The 20,903-nt window shown below is 37.8% G+C and carries 17 protein-coding genes; 6 read left to right on the top strand and 11 right to left on the bottom strand.

The window, feature by feature from the left end; genetic code table 11:
- Positions 1-46: 46 nt before the first annotated feature.
- Positions 47-508: a Fur family transcriptional regulator gene (locus tag ACRD7B_RS13535; protein WP_430825106.1), complete on the top strand. Its 462-nt coding sequence runs from the start codon at positions 47-49 to the stop codon at positions 506-508.
- Between the two features lie 158 nt (positions 509-666).
- Positions 667-1,968, top strand: coding sequence for an adenylosuccinate synthase (locus ACRD7B_RS13530; protein WP_430825105.1), 1,302 nt, complete (start codon positions 667-669; stop codon positions 1,966-1,968).
- Between the two features lie 28 nt (positions 1,969-1,996).
- Here ACRD7B_RS13530 and ACRD7B_RS13525 read toward each other — a convergent pair whose 3' ends face one another.
- A complete protein-coding gene (locus ACRD7B_RS13525) occupies positions 1,997-2,509 on the bottom strand; it encodes a GNAT family N-acetyltransferase (RefSeq protein WP_430825104.1) in 513 nt (170 codons plus the stop codon).
- A gap of 57 nt (positions 2,510-2,566) precedes the next feature.
- Between ACRD7B_RS13525 and ACRD7B_RS13520 the strand changes: the two genes are divergently transcribed.
- Complete coding sequence (locus ACRD7B_RS13520; RefSeq protein WP_430825103.1) at positions 2,567-3,655, top strand: alanine racemase; 1,089 nt, start codon at positions 2,567-2,569, stop codon at positions 3,653-3,655.
- Here ACRD7B_RS13520 and ACRD7B_RS13515 read toward each other — a convergent pair.
- On the bottom strand, positions 3,652-4,326 hold the full coding sequence (locus ACRD7B_RS13515) for an ion channel (RefSeq protein WP_430825102.1): 675 nt from the start codon (positions 4,324-4,326) through the stop codon (positions 3,652-3,654). The genes ACRD7B_RS13520 and ACRD7B_RS13515 overlap by 4 nt on opposite strands.
- A gap of 101 nt (positions 4,327-4,427) precedes the next feature.
- Between ACRD7B_RS13515 and ACRD7B_RS13510 the strand changes: the two genes are divergently transcribed.
- Both ACRD7B_RS13510 and ACRD7B_RS13505 read left to right on the top strand, forming a co-directional pair.
- A complete protein-coding gene (locus tag ACRD7B_RS13510; RefSeq protein ID WP_430825101.1) occupies positions 4,428-5,819 on the top strand; it encodes a hypothetical protein in 1,392 nt (463 codons plus the stop codon).
- A gap of 9 nt (positions 5,820-5,828) precedes the next feature.
- A complete protein-coding gene (locus ACRD7B_RS13505; protein WP_430825100.1) occupies positions 5,829-6,818 on the top strand; it encodes an LPP20 family lipoprotein in 990 nt (329 codons plus the stop codon).
- A gap of 682 nt (positions 6,819-7,500) precedes the next feature.
- On the opposite strand, the gene ACRD7B_RS13500 is transcribed toward ACRD7B_RS13505, so the two are convergent.
- The 5 genes from ACRD7B_RS13500 to ACRD7B_RS13480 all read right to left on the bottom strand — a co-directional run bounded on the left by ACRD7B_RS13500 (position 7,501) and on the right by ACRD7B_RS13480 (position 15,179).
- Positions 7,501-9,036, bottom strand: coding sequence for an AbgT family transporter (locus ACRD7B_RS13500; protein ID WP_430825099.1), 1,536 nt, complete (start codon positions 9,034-9,036; stop codon positions 7,501-7,503).
- Between the two features lie 221 nt (positions 9,037-9,257).
- Positions 9,258-10,811, bottom strand: a complete 1,554-nt coding sequence (locus tag ACRD7B_RS13495; protein ID WP_430825098.1) for an MFS transporter — start codon at positions 10,809-10,811, stop codon at positions 9,258-9,260.
- A 64-nt stretch (positions 10,812-10,875) separates the two neighbouring features.
- Positions 10,876-12,336: an aminoacyl-histidine dipeptidase gene (locus ACRD7B_RS13490; protein WP_430825097.1), complete on the bottom strand. Its 1,461-nt coding sequence runs from the start codon at positions 12,334-12,336 to the stop codon at positions 10,876-10,878.
- Between the two features lie 36 nt (positions 12,337-12,372).
- A complete protein-coding gene (locus ACRD7B_RS13485; protein ID WP_430825096.1) occupies positions 12,373-13,473 on the bottom strand; it encodes a DUF4831 family protein in 1,101 nt (366 codons plus the stop codon).
- Between the two features lie 173 nt (positions 13,474-13,646).
- On the bottom strand, positions 13,647-15,179 hold the full coding sequence (locus tag ACRD7B_RS13480; RefSeq protein ID WP_430825095.1) for an NAD(P)H-hydrate dehydratase: 1,533 nt from the start codon (positions 15,177-15,179) through the stop codon (positions 13,647-13,649).
- Positions 15,180-15,463: 284 nt separating this feature from the next.
- Between ACRD7B_RS13480 and ACRD7B_RS13475 the strand changes: the two genes are divergently transcribed.
- Positions 15,464-16,996, top strand: coding sequence for a peptide MFS transporter (locus tag ACRD7B_RS13475; protein ID WP_430825094.1), 1,533 nt, complete (start codon positions 15,464-15,466; stop codon positions 16,994-16,996).
- A gap of 54 nt (positions 16,997-17,050) precedes the next feature.
- Here the strand turns inward: ACRD7B_RS13475 and ACRD7B_RS13470 are convergent, their stop codons facing one another.
- The 4 genes from ACRD7B_RS13470 to ACRD7B_RS13455 all read right to left on the bottom strand — a co-directional run bounded on the left by ACRD7B_RS13470 (position 17,051) and on the right by ACRD7B_RS13455 (position 20,903).
- Positions 17,051-17,857, bottom strand: a complete 807-nt coding sequence (locus ACRD7B_RS13470; RefSeq protein ID WP_430825093.1) for a universal stress protein — start codon at positions 17,855-17,857, stop codon at positions 17,051-17,053.
- Between the two features lie 255 nt (positions 17,858-18,112).
- A complete protein-coding gene (locus tag ACRD7B_RS13465; protein ID WP_430825092.1) occupies positions 18,113-18,472 on the bottom strand; it encodes a hypothetical protein in 360 nt (119 codons plus the stop codon).
- Between the two features lie 139 nt (positions 18,473-18,611).
- Positions 18,612-19,070, bottom strand: a complete 459-nt coding sequence (locus tag ACRD7B_RS13460) for a hypothetical protein (protein WP_430825091.1) — start codon at positions 19,068-19,070, stop codon at positions 18,612-18,614.
- Positions 19,071-19,091: 21 nt separating this feature from the next.
- Positions 19,092-20,903, bottom strand: coding sequence for a V-type ATP synthase subunit I (locus ACRD7B_RS13455; RefSeq protein ID WP_430825090.1), 1,812 nt, complete (start codon positions 20,901-20,903; stop codon positions 19,092-19,094).

Here is a 20,903-nt window from a genome sequence, read left to right as displayed (position 1 = left end):
ATCCGATTTTACCTATTTTTAGACTCTATTTTAATTGAGACTACATATGAATAATGTGGAAACAAAGGATGTGGTAAAGCAGCTTTTTACTGAATACCTCCAACGCAACGGGCATCGCAAGACACCGGAGAGGTACGCTATTTTAGATGAAATATACAGTCGGGAAGGTCATTTCGATATCGAATCGCTCTATATTTTCATGAAGAATAAAAACTATCGTGTTAGTAGAGCAACCCTATATAATACCATTGATTTACTTCTTGATTGCAAGCTGGTGATCAAACACCAGTTTGGGAAAAACATTGCTCAGTTCGAAAAAGCCTTTGAATCAAAACAGCACGATCACCTTATCTGTACACATTGTGGTAATGTAACAGAATTTTGCGATCCAACTATTCAAACGGTTTTAAATAACGCCGCAGAATTTCATGATTTTAAAGTTTCGCACCACTCATTATATGTATACGGAACTTGTAAAGAGTGTATTGAAAAAGACAACGAAGAATAATTAGATTATTTATTAAAAATAACTAACAAAAGGATAAGCTTTTAAGGGATTATCCTTAATTTTACCAATCGGAATTTCGTGACAAGCGGGAATCCGATTTTTAATGTAATGACATTACTATAACGAACTACCTATCAACAACAAAGTAGTTATTAACAATGAATCAGGTCATAAGACCAATGACATTTAAAAAGAAAGAAATGAAGGTTGATGTTTTACTGGGACTTCAATGGGGAGACGAAGGAAAAGGAAAAGTAGTTGACGTACTTACACCAAAATACGACGTCATAACCCGTTTTCAAGGTGGACCAAATGCAGGTCACACACTTGAATTTGATAACTTCAAACATGTGTTACACAATATTCCATCGGGGATATTTCATGCCAGCAAAGCCAACATTATTGGAAATGGTGTAGTACTTGACCCAATTACTTTCAAAAAGGAAATTGATTCGTTAAAAGAAAAAGGTTACGACATTAGTGACAATCTTTATATTTCAAAAAAGGCTCACCTAATTCTTCCTACTCATCGCATATTGGATGCTGCATCTGAAGCTTCGAAAGGAAAAACTAAAATTGGTTCGACCCTAAAAGGAATTGGCCCAACTTACATGGACAAGACTGGTCGTAACGGACTACGTGTAGGTGATGTACTTCACAAGTTTGATGAGAAGTACGAAGCCCTTAAACAAAAGCACATTAAAATGCTAAGCATGTACGATTTTGAGTACGATGTTGCTGAGTTTGAAAAAGGATTGGACGAAGGTATTGCATTGCTTCGTAACATGAAGCTAATCGACAGCGAACACGAGTTAAACAAATACAATAAAGAAGGAAAAAGCATATTAGCTGAAGGTGCCCAGGGAACTTTACTTGACATCGATTTTGGTTCATATCCTTTTGTTACTTCTTCAAACACTATATGTGCTGGTGCTTGTACAGGTATGGGTATCGCTCCAAATAAAATTGGTGAGGTATTCGGTATCTTCAAAGCATACTGTACTCGTGTTGGAAGTGGCCCCTTCCCTACCGAATTATTCGATGCCGATGGCGAAGAAATGCGTAAGGCAGGTAATGAGTTTGGCTCAACAACTGGTCGTCCTCGTCGTTGTGGATGGGTTGATTTAGTTGCTCTTAAATATGCTGTAATGATTAATGGTGTTACACAATTAATCATGATGAAAGGTGATGTACTAAGTGGATTTGAAACCATTAAAGTAGCTACTGCTTACAAAATTAATGACGAAGTCACCGAGCAGTTCCCTTTTGAATTAACTGAAGATGTTGAGGTTGTTTACAAGGAACTTCCCGGATGGAAACAAGACCTTACCAAGGTGAGAGCTGAAAAAGATTTTCCACAGGAATTCTCAGACTACATTGCTTATTTAGAGAAAGAACTTGAAGTGCCAATTAAAATTGTATCTGTTGGTCCGGATAGAGAGCAAACAATAATTAGATAAGTATAAAAAATCAGATATTTAAACCGGTTCAATTTGAGCCGGTTTTTTTGGTTTTATAAAGAGCCACAACTGCAGGCTCATTGTATAACTCTACCTCTTTCTTCATCCACCTGGTCCACTTATCCTCTATCAATAGCTCAAAACCAAGTTTCTGAAACAAAGCCACAGATTCCTCATTTGAGATTTTAATAATCGCAATTACATTTTTAAACTGTTCTTTCTCGCAAAACTTAAGGCATGATAACACGAGCTTTTGAGCGAGCTTTCTACGACGGTAATATCGGGGTATAAAAAGATCGTACATAATACAATACTGAAAAGCCTGCTCTTCAAAGCGACCAATCATGACCTTAATATCACCCATCGGTTTTTTCCGCTTAGATAGTGCCGTAAATTCACGTACTGGAATTTCTAATTCATGAAACTTTAGCGATGACTTGATAGATTTAATCAATACTTTTCGTTTAGCTATACCAGTGATACGGTAATAGAGATAAACCAAACGATACATATTATTAATAATCCACCTAAAGTAATTCATGACTTAAAAATAAAGGTTTAATCGTGTATTCCCTATCTTTGCTTAAAATGATTTCAGATGATTACACGACCGACACTCATACTAGATAAACAGATTTGCATCGATAATATTGCTAACATGGCGCTAAAAGCCAAGCAAAACAATGTTATCCTCCGCCCCCACTTCAAGACACATCAGTCAGCTGAAATAGGCGAATGGTTTAAGGAATATGGTGTCGAATGCATCACAGTATCATCGGTAAAGATGGCTGAATACTTTGCCAGCCATGGATGGAAAGATATTACCATCGCCTTTCCGTGTAACATACTAGAATGGAAGGTAATTAATGAGCTGGCCTCAAAGATTAACCTCAATATTGTACTTGAGTCACTTGACACTATCCAATTTCTTGAAGAGCATATAACAAATCCTGTTGGTGTTTTCATCAAAACCGATACAGGATATGGTCGCACTGGCATTAAAGCGGATGATTACACTTCAATGCAAATGCTATTGAACCAGCTAAAAGAATGCAAAAACCTTATCTTCATTGGTTATCTCTGCCATGCCGGACACACCTACAAAGCAAAATCAATTCAGGAGGTTCGCGACATTGCTAAAGATGCGAAAGAGCAAATGCTTGCTTTAAAAACATTTCTATCGGCTGATTTTCCATTAGCACAGCTCTCTTATGGCGATACACCTTCGTGTTCAATAATAAATGACTTATCCGACTATGATGAAATCCGCCCGGGCAACTTTGTTTTCTATGACGAAACACAAGCACAAATCGGATCAAGCAGTAAAGAGAGCATCGCCGTAGCATTGGCATGTCCTGTTGTAGCCAAATATCCCGAACGAAATGAAATAGTGGTTCATGGTGGTGCTGTTCACTTATCGAAAGATAGCGCACTAAATGAAGAAGACGAGCCCTATTTTGGGACAGCACTACGACTAAATAATAATCAGTGGGACATAAATGAAGTTATTGGAGAGGTATGCCGCATCTCTCAAGAACATGGTACTATTAAAGTAAGCACCGAAATAATGGAATCCGTAAAGATAGGTGATGTAGTTGCCATCTTACCAATTCACTCATGTCTTACGGCTAATTTAATGAAGGAGTACACGACAACGACAGGTGAAAAAATAACAATGATGACTTAGTCCTTTTTATCATTCTGCGACAATAATCGCCCAATGAGAAAAGCCATAATTGTTACCAGATAAAACTGGCCACAAAGCGTAATAAATAGTGCTATTGCCTTGGCTGGTGGTGTAATTGGTAATAAATCACCATACCCCAAAGTGGACATTGTTACAAAGGCATAATAATAGGGATCGAAAAAATGAACCGTTTCATTACTTGCTAAAAAATTGAACGCACCTGTGTGAGACAGCAACATAAAATCAATTAAAACACCAAAGGCGACTCCCAACAATAAATATCCATTAATGGCTTCGATAATTACCACCGAATTAATGTTTTGCTTACGTGATACCTGCCCAATAAACTTAAATACTCGTGTAAGAAAAAATAGAACCAACACCAGTTTAGCTATGTAATGAAAGGCATCCATTTCAATTAAGCGAGAGATCCACACAGCAAATATGGCTGCAACAGCCTGCAGTACGCCAAGGGCTCTTTTATTTTCACGCGTAGCAAATATCGACGCCATTATGATAAAAGAGAGACAAAGGTCAAAAATATTTATCATAAATAAGCTGGACAACAAAGGCAAAAGAAAGAGTGTTGCACACAACAATAAAAACAAGCCCCAATTACTTATAAGTAGTGGTAAATAGTTCAACCAAGGCGAAATCCATTTCTTAATCATGACACAAAAATTAATTGCTTTATACAAATCTAAATTAAACCCTTGAAAAACCGAACACTTTTTGTTAATTCACGTTCAAGTAAACTTAACTTACCATTGATATGAGAAATATTTACCTTACAATACTTTTTAGTAGTGTCTTACTTTTATCTGGATGCACCAGTAAACGCCTGGTTAACAAAGCAGATAAATTTGATAGTGCCGGACTTTACACCGATGCTGCAGCTTTGTATTTAAAATCGTTGCAAGCCAATAAGAATAACATCGAAGCCAAACTTGGCCTACAACGCACTGGTCAAATGGTATTGGACGATAAAATTGAAAATTTCAAATCGAAATATAATACTGGTTCGACAAAGGATGCCGTTTATGCTTATAAGAAAGCTGAAGATTATTTCCACCTACTCTCGTCTCTAGGCGTACAGGTTATTACCTCCGAAGAGCAAAAGGTTTATTACATGGAGGTGAGAGACAAGTATCTGAATACCTTATATCAGGATGCCATGAAGGCACTTTCTCTCGAAGAATTTAATGTAGCCGAAAAGCAGTTTCAGGAGATTCTTCGCTTCGATAGCCAATTTAAAGATGCCGAAACACAATGGGTAACAGCCAAATTCGAACCAATTTATCGCCATGGTAATTCCCTTATTGAGACTAATAGCTACCGTAGTGCATATGCCGATTTCGATCAAATAAACAAAGCGACTAAAGGTTATAAAAACAGTATTGCATTGCAACAAGAAGCCTTGCAGAATGCGACCTTAAGCATTGCTTTTCTTCCTGCAACATCAGGTCATTATAGCCACCTAACCGTAGCAAATCAGAGCCGTCAGCAAATTATTGCCAAAACCAAACAAATTAAATCACCTTTTTATAAAGTTATCGACGGTCAATCGATACAAACCATCAGAGGGTGGGATGACATTAAAGATGCTGACATGGCCATTCAGTTAGCTAAAAAATACGGCAACGAATTTGAAGCTAAAAGTATATTCAAAACTGAAATAGTAAAATACATACGTAATCAAGGTCGTCATAGTAAAGTTCAAAAGAAAGCCTATCTAAAGCGCACTGTTGAAACAGTTAATCCTGAAACAAAATTAAAGGAAATGAAAACGATTTATGATAAGGTGGTTTATTATGAGTTCAGACAAAAAAATGAATTAATTCTTCAAATAAACTATTCCTTAACACGCATTGATCGCGATGAGTTGGCCATTGCCAATACCTTTAATGCCAGCCCAAAGGATTTAATACAATACGCTCAGTTCGATGGTGATTATAGCCGATTAGTTCCAGGTCATTGGAAATCTGCTACCAAAGATTCGGATGAAGACAAAGTTTACCATGATCCTACTTCAATCAATCGCTTACAAGCTTTGTTTAAAAATAAGACAGAGATTAAATCCATCCATCAATTGGAAAGCGAAGCACTTGCAAAATGTGCCGTAGAAGTGGCCAAACAGATAAGCGAATATCAACCTGAGAACTAGAATTGAATCATGAAATACTTTTCGCTAATACTTGTCTCAATCGTAGTCCTAGTTTCTGCTTGCCAATCGAAAAAGAAAGAGGCTGAATTATTGGAACTTTCAAAGCCTGCTTGGTTAAAAGAAAGGCCAAAATCACCTGATTATTACTATGGAATAGGTATAACTCCGAAAACCGGATACGCCGCCCACTATGAAGATAAGGCCAAAGAACGCGCCTTATCCGATTTATCAAAACAGATTAACACACAGATTAAAAGCGAAACCAGCTTTTATAAAATGGAAGATAACCATGGCGTGCACGAATACATTCAAAGCCGCATAAAAGCGACTTCTTCCGAATTTCTTGAAGGTTATGAATACCTTGATAAATGGGAAGACATGAATTACATGTATGCCTTTTATCGCCTGTCGAAAAGTGAATTTTATAAACGAAAAGAGTTACGTAAAAATGAAGCCCTTGAACTGGCTTACCTAAAACTCAAACAAGCTCAAAAGCATGACTCTGAAGAATCCATCATAACGGCCCTGGAGTTATATGCCAGCAGTATAGATGCCCTAAGCGGATATCTTAACGAAGAAGCTTCAATTGTTGATGGGGGCGTTAAAATTGATTTATTCTCCGAAGCAAAAAACGGTTTGGTAAACATCGTTCAAGAATTAGAACTAAAATGCAGTCACACAGAATATGAAGTAGTATCTGATCAGAATCTGGAAAAAGGTGTATTTTCTTATACTACCGTTCGAAATAACAATAACATAGCTAACGTTCCCGTATCCTTTACCTTTTCTGGTGGCTACCTAACAAGCGACAAAACCAACAGTGATGCTTCAGGGCATTGTCAATCACCATCTCTTAAGATGAATGGCCAAAATCAAACCCTAGTTGCTTCAATTGATTTGGTGAGTATTGCTCGTCAAACCACTAAAAACTTATTTGTAAGACAATTAATAAAGAATTCAAGGGCTAATACATGTACCGTAAGAATTACAAGTAAATAAAAGAAGAGGGTGTTCACTATCTTTAGCGGTACACGTTCACTGAAATGCTCCCTGAGCTTTTGTCGAAGGGGCAGTCGCAGTGATTGTTTACTGATTCAAAAATTTTAAATGTCCATCACTAGTTTACTTCAACGGACTCAGGAATTTTATCGATGACCGCGTATTTTAATGTACATTCGATGCTTTTTGACACAATATCTTATCTCTTATTCTCAAAAGCATCAGTCTATTCAAAAGATATTGCTTGCTGAATAGCAATAGTAATAATCTAAAATTAATTATCGCTATCTATTTATTAAATACGTTTTCTTTTTGGTAAATTGAATTATCTTATTTCTATTTGTAGCTATCTATATAATTAATGTTGCAAAACAAATTATAATAAGATTCAAACTTCTAATAGATATATTCAAACATTTATCAAACAGACTATTATTCTCAATAAAAGATTATCTAACTACGTATTAGAATCATACTATTCTTAAATCGAAGAATGTTTTCTTAATTAAGATAACTCTATTACACATTAGATTATTACTTTCTAAGAAAAGATAGTCATTCTTCTGTATTTTTCAATTCCATTCAGACATAACGATTAATGACTCTATCAAATTAAACTCAGGCAGAGCCATGTTCACGATATCATCAGTGTTAAACCGAATACAAACTAAAACGATTAATATTACATTGAAAAATACAAGCCTCCGGTTGGGCCAAGAGGTAAACCAGTTAGTAACCAAACGGCTAATAAGATCATCCACGACACCATAAATATCATTGAATAGGGTAACATGGTAGACACGATGGTTCCGATACCTGCTTTATCATCGTACTTCTGAAAATAAACAATGATCAGAGCAAAGAAACTCATCATTGGTGAGATAATATTGGTAGCACTATCACCAATTCTATATACTACTTGGGTTAACTCTGGCGAGTAACCAAGCATCATAAACATAGGCACAAATATTGGCGCCAACAAGGCCCATTTGGCTGATGCACTTCCCATAACCAGGTTAATCAATCCGCAAAATAGAGCGAACATTAACATTAAAGGAATAACACTTAGGTTTAAACTATTGATAGCATTGGCACCATTTACTGCCAAAACCAATCCGAGATTACTCCAATTAAAATAAGCGACAAATTGAGCTGCAAAAAACACCAAAACCAAATATGGCCCCAATGACTTAGCTGATTCACCCATCGCCCCCATAATGTCTTTATCGGTTTTAAACTTACCCGTTATTTTACCATAAACAATACCACAGGTTCCTGCCCAAATAAACAATACAGCAACTACCCCCTTAAGTAAAGGAGATGTTAGCAAACCACCATCGGCACCTCGCAAAAATCCATCGCTTGGTACTAAACCCCATAGCATGATAGCCAGAAAAGTTACAGAAACAATGCTCACCCAACGTAAGCCTTTCTTCTCCTTTTTCGACAACTTATCCAATTTGGTTTCCTCTTCTGTTACCTCCCCTTTATATTCGCCAAAGCGCGGAGCTATAATCTTTTCGGTAACCCAGGTACCAACCAAGGCAACCATAAAAGTAGATACGACCATAAAGTAATAGTTACTTACCGGATTCACAGTGTAGGTTTTATCCACAATACGCGCTGCTTCTTCGGTTAAACCTGCCAGCAAAGGATCAATAGTTCCAATAATTAGATTGGCGCTAAAACCTCCTGATACACCAGCAAAAGCAGCAGCCATACCAACCAAAGGGTGACGCTTAGCCACCAAAAATATAACGCCTCCAAGCGGAACCAAAAGCACGTAACCTACACTGGATGCAACGTTAGAGATTACACCAGCCAATATAATTACAAAGGTTAATATACCTTTAGGAGCAGCCAGTACCAGTTTACGAATCAAGGCACCTATCAAATCCGACTTCTCAGCCAATCCAATTCCTAGCATGGCAACTACTACAATTCCCATAGGCGCAAAGTTGGTGAAGTTCTTCACCATTTCAGTTAGAATGCGGCGCAAACCATCCACAGACATTAAGTTGATAACTTCAATAGTCTCGTTGGTAGCCGGGTGATTAGCTGTTGTTCCCAACCAGGCAAATATGGCGGAAAATGCAAGTACGATGATTGCAAAAATTCCGAATAACAAGGCAGGATGTGGCAATATATTTCCTACTCTCTCAACACCATTTAAAAATATATCAACGTATGACTTCTTCTTTTTCACACTCGTACCCATGGATGATAGTTTTACTATTAGGTTGCCAAAAGTATAAAAATTTATCATGCCAGTGCAGTACATTGTTCCGAACTGCATGTGTTATATAACATAGCAAGTGCCAAATCTGATTAAGAGCAACCAGCAACCAAACAGGTCTTAAAGACCTGTTAGGTTTTTTAAAAAAAACAGCTACCCAATGGATAGCTGTTTCAATATATTATTGCAATAATAACTAGCGCTTATGAAGGATCTTCTAAACCGTAGCCATATTTCTTATCAGACTGTTTCAATTTAAATGATAAAAAGATTGAGATAACACCACATCCAACCAAAACAAGAATTGGAATAGTATAGTCATATACAGCATTTCCTGCTTCAATCTCATCAAGTTGATTCCTGTTTACAAACTTAAGTAATGCTCCGATTCCCCAGAAGAATAATCCAAGTCCCCAGTTTTGTAAAGTAAACATAGACGCATAAGCCGTTCCCAATCGATTCTCAGGAATAATTTTCGCCACTGATGGCCACATGGCAGCAGGCACTAACGAAAAGGCAACACCCAGACTTACCAGTCCAAAGTAGGCAATCACTACATTGTTAAGAACAGATAATGAAACGTGTGCAAAAATAAGTAATAAGGATCCGAGGATCATTAATGAAGCTGCTTTTCCTTTCTTATCAACAAAGTTACCAAAGATAGGCGTGAAGATAATAGTACCTAAAGGAATTAGACTAGCCGTTTTTGCACCGTTTTGCAACCAAATAGCAAGTACGTCCTTCATATAATAAAGGTAGCTTACAAATAAAAACACAGAAACAACCTTTACGCCCAAGGCCAAGGTTTTGCTCTTTATATTATTTGGAACAACTGCAAAGCAGATGGCAAACAAGAAGAATATAACATATACACTTGCAGCACCTAAGGCTTTACTTCCGCCAATAATAACCTCACCAGCAGCTGGCAATATTTGAGAAAAACCAAACTTATTAATTAATAAATCAGGAGCATACATCATAAATGGGAAGATGGCCGCATAAAAAGCAACACACAATAAAGCGATGTATAAAAATGATGAATTTTTAATTAGAGCTGTCAAATCTGAAAACTTAAAATCTTCAGAATCATCTTTCTCTTGATCACCTGCAATAGCTTTCTCTTGTTTATCAATTTTAATATCAAAAACTGTATAAATTAAGAATAAAATTAGTGCCAAACCAATAAGCGTAGCTGCAAAAGTTACCGCAGGAGAAACATGTCCACCGCCAATATCAAGCGATAAGGCAGTACCCATAGCCGAACCTAATCGACCAAAACCCATATTAATAGCCATGGCCAATGCCAGTTCATAACCTTTAAACCATTTTACAATGGTACGCGTAGCAACAACACAAAGCACTTCAAGGCCTGAACCAAAAAGGATACGTCCTACAATCATATAGTTAACAACCGTTGAATGATCATCTCCAAACCAACCTGCAGCAGCAGCAGCTGTAATGGCACCACCTAAGGTTGCAATTGAACCAAATACGATACCCGCAATGCGAATACCCCATTTATCAAGCATGATACCACCAATAATAATCATACCAAACATATTGGCAATAGTAGTCATCCCGATGATACGGCCAAACTCTTCACTATCAATTCCCATTTCAGTTTCCATCAAGCCCTTTAAGCCTGAGAAGAAATCCTGAAACCAATAGGTTGAAAAAGTTAATGCACTTAATAAAATTAAGGCTCCCCAACGCAACGCAGCTGAGTCGCGCAAGGTCTTTTGAATTTTGTCAGTCATTTTGAATTTAGTTAGATATAAAAAAGGTTAGCTATCGAGGTGACAGCTAACCATTATTAAGGGTTTATTTTGTAGGAATATGCTTAAGTGTTTCAACTAAGTAATCCCAAAATTTCTCACAAGTCTCGATATTTACTTTTTCATCAGGAGAGTGAGGAAAACGAATGGTAGGACCAAACGAAATCATATCCCAATTTGGATAGGCACTTCCCAAAATACCACATTCCAAACCAGCGTGAATCGCTTTAATCTCTGGAATTTTACCCCATTTGTTGTTGTAAACGTCTTGCATGGCTTTTAAGATTGGCGAATCCATATTTGGTTTCCAACCCGGATACTGACCTCCAAAATTAATTTCAGCGCCTGCTAAACGGAATACACTTTCCATTTTCGACTCTAGGTCTTCAATAGCCGAATTTACCGAACTACGCATCAAGCATTGTACATCAACTACTCCATTAGCCGACTTCACAATAGCAAGGTTAGTTGATGTTTCAACCAATCCTTCCATATCGGTACTCATGCGCATTACACCATTTGGTGCAGCTATAATACCATTAACGATATCGTCTTGTGTTACTTCGTCGATTAATGATGCAGGTAAATCAGTTTTCTCAGCTACAAACGATAAGTAAGGCTCAACATCGCCAAACTCAGCTTTGTACATATCTTCATACTCTTCAAGTCCATCAGTAAACTCATCTGCCATAGCGGCTGGAACGGTAACAACAGCAAATGCCTCACGAGGAATAGCGTTACGTAAACTACCACCATCAATAGATGATAAACGTGTTTCCAAATTAGCAATTGCATACTTTAAGAAACGGAACAATAACAAGTTAGCATTACCTCTTCCACGTACGATATCTAATCCTGAGTGACCTCCTTTTAGTCCGGTTAAAGCCAAACGAAAAGCAACAGATCCTGCTGGCACTTCCGCCTCAGTATAAGAGAACTTAACATTGGCGTCAGAACCTCCTGCGCATCCAACATACAACTCACCTTCATCTTCTGAATCCATATTCAAAAGAATATCACCTTGTAATAAACCTGGCTTAAGTGCATTTGCACCAGTCATACCCGCCTCTTCATCCATGGTGATTAAAGCTTCAACAGGCCCATGAACTAAATCATTAGCTTGCAGTACAGCCATGGCAGCCGCTACTCCAATTCCATTATCGGCACCAAGTGTGGTTCCATTGGCAGTAACCCAACCATCCTCAATCATTGTTTCGATAGGGTCAGTCTCAAAATCATGCACTTTGTCGCTATTTTTTTGAGGTACCATATCGATGTGTCCCTGTAGGATAACACCCTTACGATCTTCCATGCCCGGTGTAGCAGGCTTGCGTATAATTACATTTCCTACTTCATCACGAATTGTTTCCAATCCTAATGATTTACCAAACTCTTCGATAAAGTCAATGGCTTTACCTTCCTTTTTTGAAGGGCGAGGAATTTGAGTTAGTTTGTAGAAGCTTTCCCACAAACCCTGAGGAGATAACTTTGCAATTTCGTTACTCATAACTTCATTTTTTAATAAGGGGGATTATTCAATAATTTATTTTCTCTCTATCGATTTTAAAGCACCTGTTTTACTGTCTAACTGAATGCTTATATTTTTTTCTTCCAGAACAGAAGATGGCATATTTACTACTTGTCCATATTGTCCCAGATAAACCTCTTGTGACCTTAATAATTTATTTCGATCAATAATTTTCACAGTTGCCTTACCAGGGCGACAATAGTATAAACCAGTTCTTACTTCTTCCTTGGTAATAGGCAGAGGTGCATCTGGTAATAACTCCTTCTCCTCGGCATCTATTTCAATATAGACTGGTGCGCCACTCATGTCCATTTTATCAACCACACCTTGTACGGTTGAAAAACGGAATAGTACGTCATTGTTTGCACTTAGAGCATTAGGGTGAATATCGTAAGTATAATTAAGCTCCACCTTCTCAACCTTGCCAATAAACAACTCCAGATAAGCTTCTTCCAAGGCATCTAACTCTCGAACCGTTACTTCATACGATTTTCCATCAGGAGGAAGGTTTTCATAATCGCTGGCCAAAATTTTAAAACGACGTTTGCGTATCTTATATATAAAATTGGCAGCTTCTTCGGCCATGGCAGCCGTTGACGTTTTGGCCAATTGCTTCTCCATCATCGGAACGGCGTTAAAATTAATGTCTGAGACAGAAGGCACCTCTTGCACATTGTAACTTTTTAAAGTACAAGACTCCTTAGGCAAATCGCTAAGATTAACACCCACTAAAACACCTTCATTATTTACATTCAACAAAGGCGCAACACTCTCGCCTGAATAACTAATGGCGTATTGCTTGTCTAAATCAGCAACACCAAATGTGCTTAAATTAATATCCTTAATGGCCCATTTTTCATCATCCTTAGTCACCACATCAGTCACATTTAACATTTTCTGCGAATAGCGGTAAAACGGCCCAACTTTACTTATCGTTTTTTCCACACTCACTTCAACTCTAATTTTGGTTGATGGCAAAGCATAAACCAAGGAATTAACGGAAGCATTGGAAAGTTTTGAGACTTCTTTAACGTTCACTTTCGATGGAATAGTTTGCTCTACGGCACACGAGGCCACTACAATCCCAAGACATATGTAAAGAAAAACCTTTCTCATAACACTATCATTTTCAAATAGTACACAATATAAACAATTAATGGTTTTGTCGTAATTAAACGACGAGCATCAAAGGTAAACGAAAATTTCAAAAAGCCAAGTTAGAAACCATGTGTTAAAACATGATATAAAGCAGAGTCACAGTCCTTTTATCCTAACATTAACCACGTTCACTATTTCTCTTGTTGCATCCTGTAAAAGGCCTTCCCAAGATAATCAATTAGCTCACTCGCTGTTAAACTTTCCTGCGCTTGCTCCCCGATATAAATATCACCGCTTAAACCATGCAGATACACTGCTAATCGAGCTGCATCAAGGGCCTCATATCCTTGTGCCAATAGTGCCAACACAACACCAGTTAAGGCATCTCCACTGCCAGCTGTTGCCATACCTGCATTACCACTCGAATTAAAATAACAATCACCCGAAGAATCAATCACAGCTGAGTATGCCCCTTTTAAAACAACAATGCATTGATGCTTTTTTGCAAAACCAATTGCCTTTTGTAATCGCTCAAAACCACTTGTTAATTTTCCGACTAATCGATCAAACTCTCCAGGATGAGGCGTTAATATTGTATTGGGAGGAAGAGCGCTCAAACACTCGGGATCAATGCCAAGTATATTAATGGCATCCGCATCAAGCACCAATGGTTTATCACTAACCATCTTAAGCAACTCTTTAAGTGCCAAGCACGAGTTAGGTTTTGTCCCCATACCTGGTCCAACACCAATGGCATTAAAAGTATCCAATTCAGGAAATTCTGAAATTAGTATATCAGATCGATCAACACTTGCCATTGCTTCGGGAACCGCTGTTTGAATAATATCATAACCTAAACGTGGCACATGGGCAGTCAACAATCCAACTCCGGCTCTCAAGCAAGCACGCGATGCCAAAACAGCTGCCCCCATTTTACCATACGAACCAGCCAATAACAAGGCATGCCCAAACTTACCTTTATGTGCAAAGGCATTTCGCTTCTTCAAAAGACTTTTAGCCTCATCAATACCTGTATAATAATAAGGAGTTGATTTTTGATTAATGATGCTTCGGTGCAGTCCAATGTCAACCACTTTCCAAAGTCCAACATACTCAGCATTCTCAGGCAATAAGAAACACAACTTTAGAAACTGAAATGAAATAGTAATATCAGCCTTTATAATCGCATGCAAATCATTTGCTGAATTATCTTCTCCCATTAAACCAGAAGGAATATCAATGGCAACAACATCATTTTCTAGGCTATTAACTAATTGCACAAGCTCCTTTTGCGTTCCCTGTAGTGGTCGATTCAAGCCCGACCCAAACAAACCATCAATAATTACAGATTTCTCATCTATAGCTTGTAATTGATGTACCTCTGCTACAGTCGAACATTCAATGTTACTTATTCCCTCTAAACGATTCAAATTAATTAGCGCATCGGCACTCAATTTATTATCATCAACCGAAAGCCAAACCCTAATACGATTAACTTTATTACTTAATAAACGTGCAATAGCCAAAGCATCGCCACCATTGTTTCCAGGCCCAACCAATACATCAATACTTTCAAGCACGCCTATATCTAATCCGTATAATCCAATAAACTTACAACAAAAAGCCAGTGAAGCTCTTTCCATTAAATCAATGGAACTTATGGGCTCATTTTGTACGGTATAAGCATCAATATCTGAAATTTGAGAAACGGGGAATAATTTCATTACAATAGATTTTATAGATAACCAAATTTACAAACTTTAGTTAAAGAGAAGATCCATCTCAATATAATTATCGCTGATCAACTCACATTAACAAATTAACATCAACCTTATAATAATTTTAAATAAGGCCCTAAAAACAAAAATAAACACCACATTACACAACTACCTCTCAACACTTTAAGCAAAGTGTGCTCTGCAACATGATACTTACGATTTGTAAGTGAAACAAATTTGTATATTTTTGCTTCCATTGAAAATAACAACTAATTATAAATTAAATAGATATGTTTAAACAACATCCTAAAGGACTCATACCTGCAGCACTGGCTAATATGGGTGAGCGTTTTGGTTTTTATACGATGATGGCTATTCTTGTGCTTTTCTTACAAGCCAAGTTTGGATTAAATGGTAAAGATGCTGGAATTATTTATTCCGTATTTTACGCTCTAATTTATATTCTAGCTCTTGCTGGTGGAGTTATTGCTGATAAAACACGAAATTATAAAGGAACCATTCTGAGTGGCTTGGTGGTAATGGGATTAGGTTATGTATTTTTAGCTATTCCTTCTCCTGCTTCAACATTTACATTAGTAATGACTTGCCTCGCATTATTTGTTATTGCATTCGGTAATGGTTTATTCAAAGGAAACCTTCAGGCACTAGTTGGCCAAATGTATGACAACGCTCAATACAGCAAGTTACGTGATTCTGGTTTCTCATTGTTTTACATGTTTATTAATGTAGGTGCCATTTTTGCTCCATTCGCAGCTGTTGGTGTTCGTAACTGGTGGTTAAGTCATAACGGCTTTAACTACAATGCTGATCTTCCGGCAATCTGTCACTCATTCAATGATGGAACTATTTCTGCAGAAGCAACAACGAAATTTCAAGAGATGGCTGATGCAGCTAACGGATCTGCAGTTGCAGACCTAAGCGCTTTCGCTAATGAATACCTTGGTGTATTCTCTACTGGTTTCCACTATGCCTTTGGAACTGCTATTGTAGCAATGTTAATTTCATTTGTTGTTTATATTGTAAATAAGAAAAACTTTCCAAATCCTGGTGGGCACGAAGTACATGAAGAAGCTTCAAAAGACAAAGTTCCACAGATGGATGCTAAAGAAGTTAAGCAACGTTTATATGCATTATTTGCAGTATTTGGTGTGGTAATTTTCTTCTGGTTCTCGTTCCACCAAAATGGCTTAACACTTACAATGTTCGCTAAGAACTTTACAGATCTTAGCTCCATCAACATTAACCTTGGCAGTGTAAGTATTCAAGGTGCAGAGTTATTCCAATCCATCAACCCATTCTTCGTAGTATTCCTTACTCCTGTAATAATGGCGATATTTGGATGGTTGAGGGCTCGTAACATTGAACCTTCTACTCCAAAGAAAATAGCGATTGGCATGTTTATTGCCGCTTTAGGATTTGTTGTTATGGTATTTGGTTCAGTAGGCTTACCATTATTCTCATCTATCGATCCTTCACAAGGAGGTACTCCGCTAGACGATGCAGCTAAAGTAACACCAATGCTATTAATTGGTACTTACTTTATCTTAACGGTAGCTGAGTTATTTATCAGTCCTTTAGGAATCTCATTTGTATCAAAAGTAGCTCCACCGCAATACCAAGGTATTATGCAAGGTGGTTGGTTAGGTGCAACAGCACTAGGAAACCAGTTATTATTTATTGGTGCAATCTTTTACGAGTCTATTCCAATTTGGGCAACATGGACAATCTTCGTGGTTGCATGTATCATCTCAATGTTCACCATGTTATTCATGTTAAAATGGCTAGAAAGAGTTTCGAAGTAATTTGAACTTTATCATATACTAAAAAAGAGGCCAATTGGCCTCTTTTTTTTATGCTCAATCGTGAAGTATAAGCATTGGATGTTCAGGATGAAGCACCATTTGTTTGGTGGTACTTGGGTGGAATAAGCGCTCAAAGAAACTTTCGTGATGCCTAACTAAAGTTACCATATCAGCATCATTATCATCCATGAATTTTAGAATACCATTACTTACATTTTCACCTTCGATAAAATTAAAGCTCAAGTTTAATCCTTGAAAATGTGCTGCAATTTTATCTTCCGCATCAAATCGATTAACGTAGTCATCCTCCAAAATATTAACAAAGGAAATACCAGCATGGAAATGATGGGCTAAATCGCGCAAAGGTTCAACCACATCATCAACAGAAAAATCTTTCAAATCGGTGGCAAACACAATTTTTTCTGGTTTTTTAAACTTGGCGTGTTTAGGAACAACTAAAATGGCTGCTTCAACATTCTTAACCATTTCGTAGGCATTACTGCCAAGAAGGAAGTTCTCCAGTGCCGTTTCACCACGACAACCCAAGACAATAAGTTCGGGCTTGAACTCTTCAACTTCGCCTTGAACAACATCAAGCAAAGAACCAAAACGAGAAGCTAATTCAACGCGTGCATTGGGAAAACGCCGATGCAAGAGGGACAATTCATTTTTAAGGCCTTTCAGGCTCTCTTCAGCCAACTCTTCCTTAACCTGCATAATGTAAGGACTACCGCTAAACTCAAGATCATAGGCGTTTAAGAGATCAAAATACACCTTTTCATTTTCAAACATCTTGAGTGCATACATGGCGGCATTCCTGGCAGTATCCGAAAAGTCGGTCATTAACAAAATCCGTTTCATAACATAGATTTTATACATTCCAGGAAAGCTAAGATACCGGTGCCGCTATTTGACCGTAAGTAAAGTCACTACCGAACGTCTTCGATAAAGGGGATAATAAACAACTAACGAAGAGTCAATTGCTATAAAGTAGTATACGAGATGAGTAAAAGATAGGTTTGGATTCTAGTGTACGCAAAACGCAACTTGATCAACACTTCTGAATCATTAATCAATAATACGTAACTAAAAACGGAAAGTCAAGTAGATTAATAGTTAACTTAAGCTCGACTCAAGACGACGAAGAATAAATCGTCCTTCCAAATCTTGGTCGTCGACACTGTGCCCTTCAATACGATCCGGATCAAGCAATTCAGCAATGCGCTCATCAAGGCAATATTCAATTTCAAAGGGACTGTCCAAAATTTCGTAGCTTTTACCAACAAACATTAAACGATCGTCAAGCACTTCACCTTCTATTTCAACTTCAATCAGAAAAGAAGCCTCTTCGTAGATATACTCGGTATAAATTAAAGTGCCTGATATTAATGTCCCCGACTGTTTAAACACGGCATGCCCCATATCAAATCCCGCATCAAACTGCTCAAAAAACTGCCACTGCCCTGTTAAATTCATGTATAAATTAGTTTCTAGTCAAAAGGCAGTAGTCAGTAGTTATAATTATAACCGACTAATCCATCTGCTCCTATAAACAAAAAGAGCTGGCAAAGATAGCCAACTCTTTTGATTATTCTATTTTAAATTAGATCTGAGCTTATGCTCCAGGGATACCACCCATACCGAATACCATAGCCAAAAGAGCTACTGTTTCGATCACACCCATGGCAGCAATATACATACCTGCTCCTTGCTTATCATCTACAGCTAAGTTAGAACAAGCGGCAGCACCAGCACGGCCTTGCATAATAGCAGAAGCAGCAATGGCAATACCTACAAATAATGCAAATACCATCTGGTTCATATAGCTATCTGGGTTTAGGTCAGCTCCAATTAAAGCATTCATGAAAATCATACCATAAATCACCTGACTCAAAGGCATACCAACCATTGCTAATGCCAATGCAGGCAACTTCTTCTTGTCTTTAATCGACTGCTTCCAAAGTCCCATTGCTCCCATGGCAGCAACTCCTGTTCCAATTGCAGAACCTACTCCTGCGATTCCTAAAGCGATGGCGTGGCCACCAAATCCATTTACTACTGTTAATAATGTCATCGTATATAATTTTATTAGATTTTACTTATTTTTCTTTAATTTAAACGGGTTGTATTCACTACCCGAAAACTCTACACTGGCATGACCAGCATATTCCAACATATTTAGTCGAACACCGTGTACTAATACTGCCATTGCTGCAAGTGTCATATTTAAAGCGTGACCAAGTACAAGTATTAGCACTGCACCTATCCCTGAAGCAATGGTTGTGATTCCATCACCTATAGCCATGTCGTTAAAACTACTCGCCATTAACACGGTTGATAAACCAACGGCATACAAACGGATGTACGAAATAACATCAGAAAAGCCATTAATTACGTTCAAGGGTAAATTACCAATAGATGATAACATACCTTTTAACACAGGCTGACCCGGACTTGAAAACAAAGCAACCAATATGGCTCCACCAATAAATAACCACACCATAAATTCAGGAGCTTCGATGCCCAGCACCATTTTATTCACCATAAAATAAAGGCCCCAAACAATGGCTACCCAACCTAACTGAGCTATTGGCAATACACTATTGATGTATTTCCAGCCCTTTTGAAGGTGACCAATGGTTAAATGTATAGCTCCAATCAAGAACATAAACTGCTGAATTTTGAGGGTTTCGCCACCAAAACTAGCCAGTTGCTGTACTTGCAATTGTTTTAAAAATGGAATATTCGCAATGGTTTCAGCTCCAAAATAAGTTCCGGTAAGCACACCCCATGTCATAACAGAAGCAGACAGCGTGTAAAACAAACCAAACTCTATCTTCTTAACAAAACCTGTTTTCCAGTGAGCTATTAGTGTAAGTGCAAAAAAGATAAGACCGTAACCAGCATCGCCCACAAGTATACCCGTGAAAAATGTAAAGAAGATTAAAAATACCTTTGATACATCAAGCTCGTCATAACCCGGAACCAATCCCATAAAGTTCATGACCGGCTTAATCTTATGTGTCCATTTTGGATTATGCAACAAAGTAGGTACAAAATCATACTCGTCAGGTCGCGGATCTTTAACCATGTAACCCCAGCCATTCTTTTCAGCTTCATCAACAACATTTTGCACTTTATTCTCAGGAAGGAATCCTTCCCAACAACGCAACTTATCATGAAAAGCTACACCACCATACTTAACGGTACGAACCTTCAGACGACGATTTCTTTCATCTAAAGCATCTGTCAACAATGGTTTTTGAGCATTCAACTTATGTAAAAATTCTTGACCAGATGCCAATTCAGCTCTCAATTCACTCAAAGAAAGTTCTACCTCTTGCTGTGATTTAAGGGGCAATTCTATTTGCTGATAATTCAGAGTAGTCCCTTCATCTTCAGAGATTAGAACCACCTGACTAAGACCATTAGAATTTCCAACAACCTGAACATTTCCTACAGCCTGAATGCTCTTCACATCTTTTTCAGGAACTTCGTAAAGTTTTAGGTAAACCCCGTTGTTATTTATGGTTTTTAAATCATCCAAGGAAACAGAACCCCAACTCTCGTACCATTGCTTTGCCTTGGTAAGCTCGGTTATCTGCCTTTGAAGTTCTTTAATCGAACCATTGGTATCTATTACTTTATCGAGTAAAGCTATTTCACCTTTCTCTTGCTTAGAATAATCTATAACATCAATTGATGAAGATGACTCAATGGCCTCACAATCATCCAATACGGAAATAGCCTTCTCCAATTGCTCAATGCGCTCTTGAACCCTTTCTATCGACTCATCTTTAGCCGGCTGAAATGGTGAGACATGCAGCAAACCTAATTGGCCTAATATCGTTAGGTCATCATCCATATCGTTGGTTGGGTGAGCCATGAAGAGCAATAATTTTTTCAT

Source organism: Carboxylicivirga fragile (genome assembly GCF_050589805.1).
GTDB classification, from domain to species: Bacteria; Bacteroidota; Bacteroidia; order Bacteroidales; family Marinilabiliaceae; genus Carboxylicivirga; species Carboxylicivirga fragile.
This window is presented reverse-complemented; position numbering and strand designations above follow the sequence as displayed.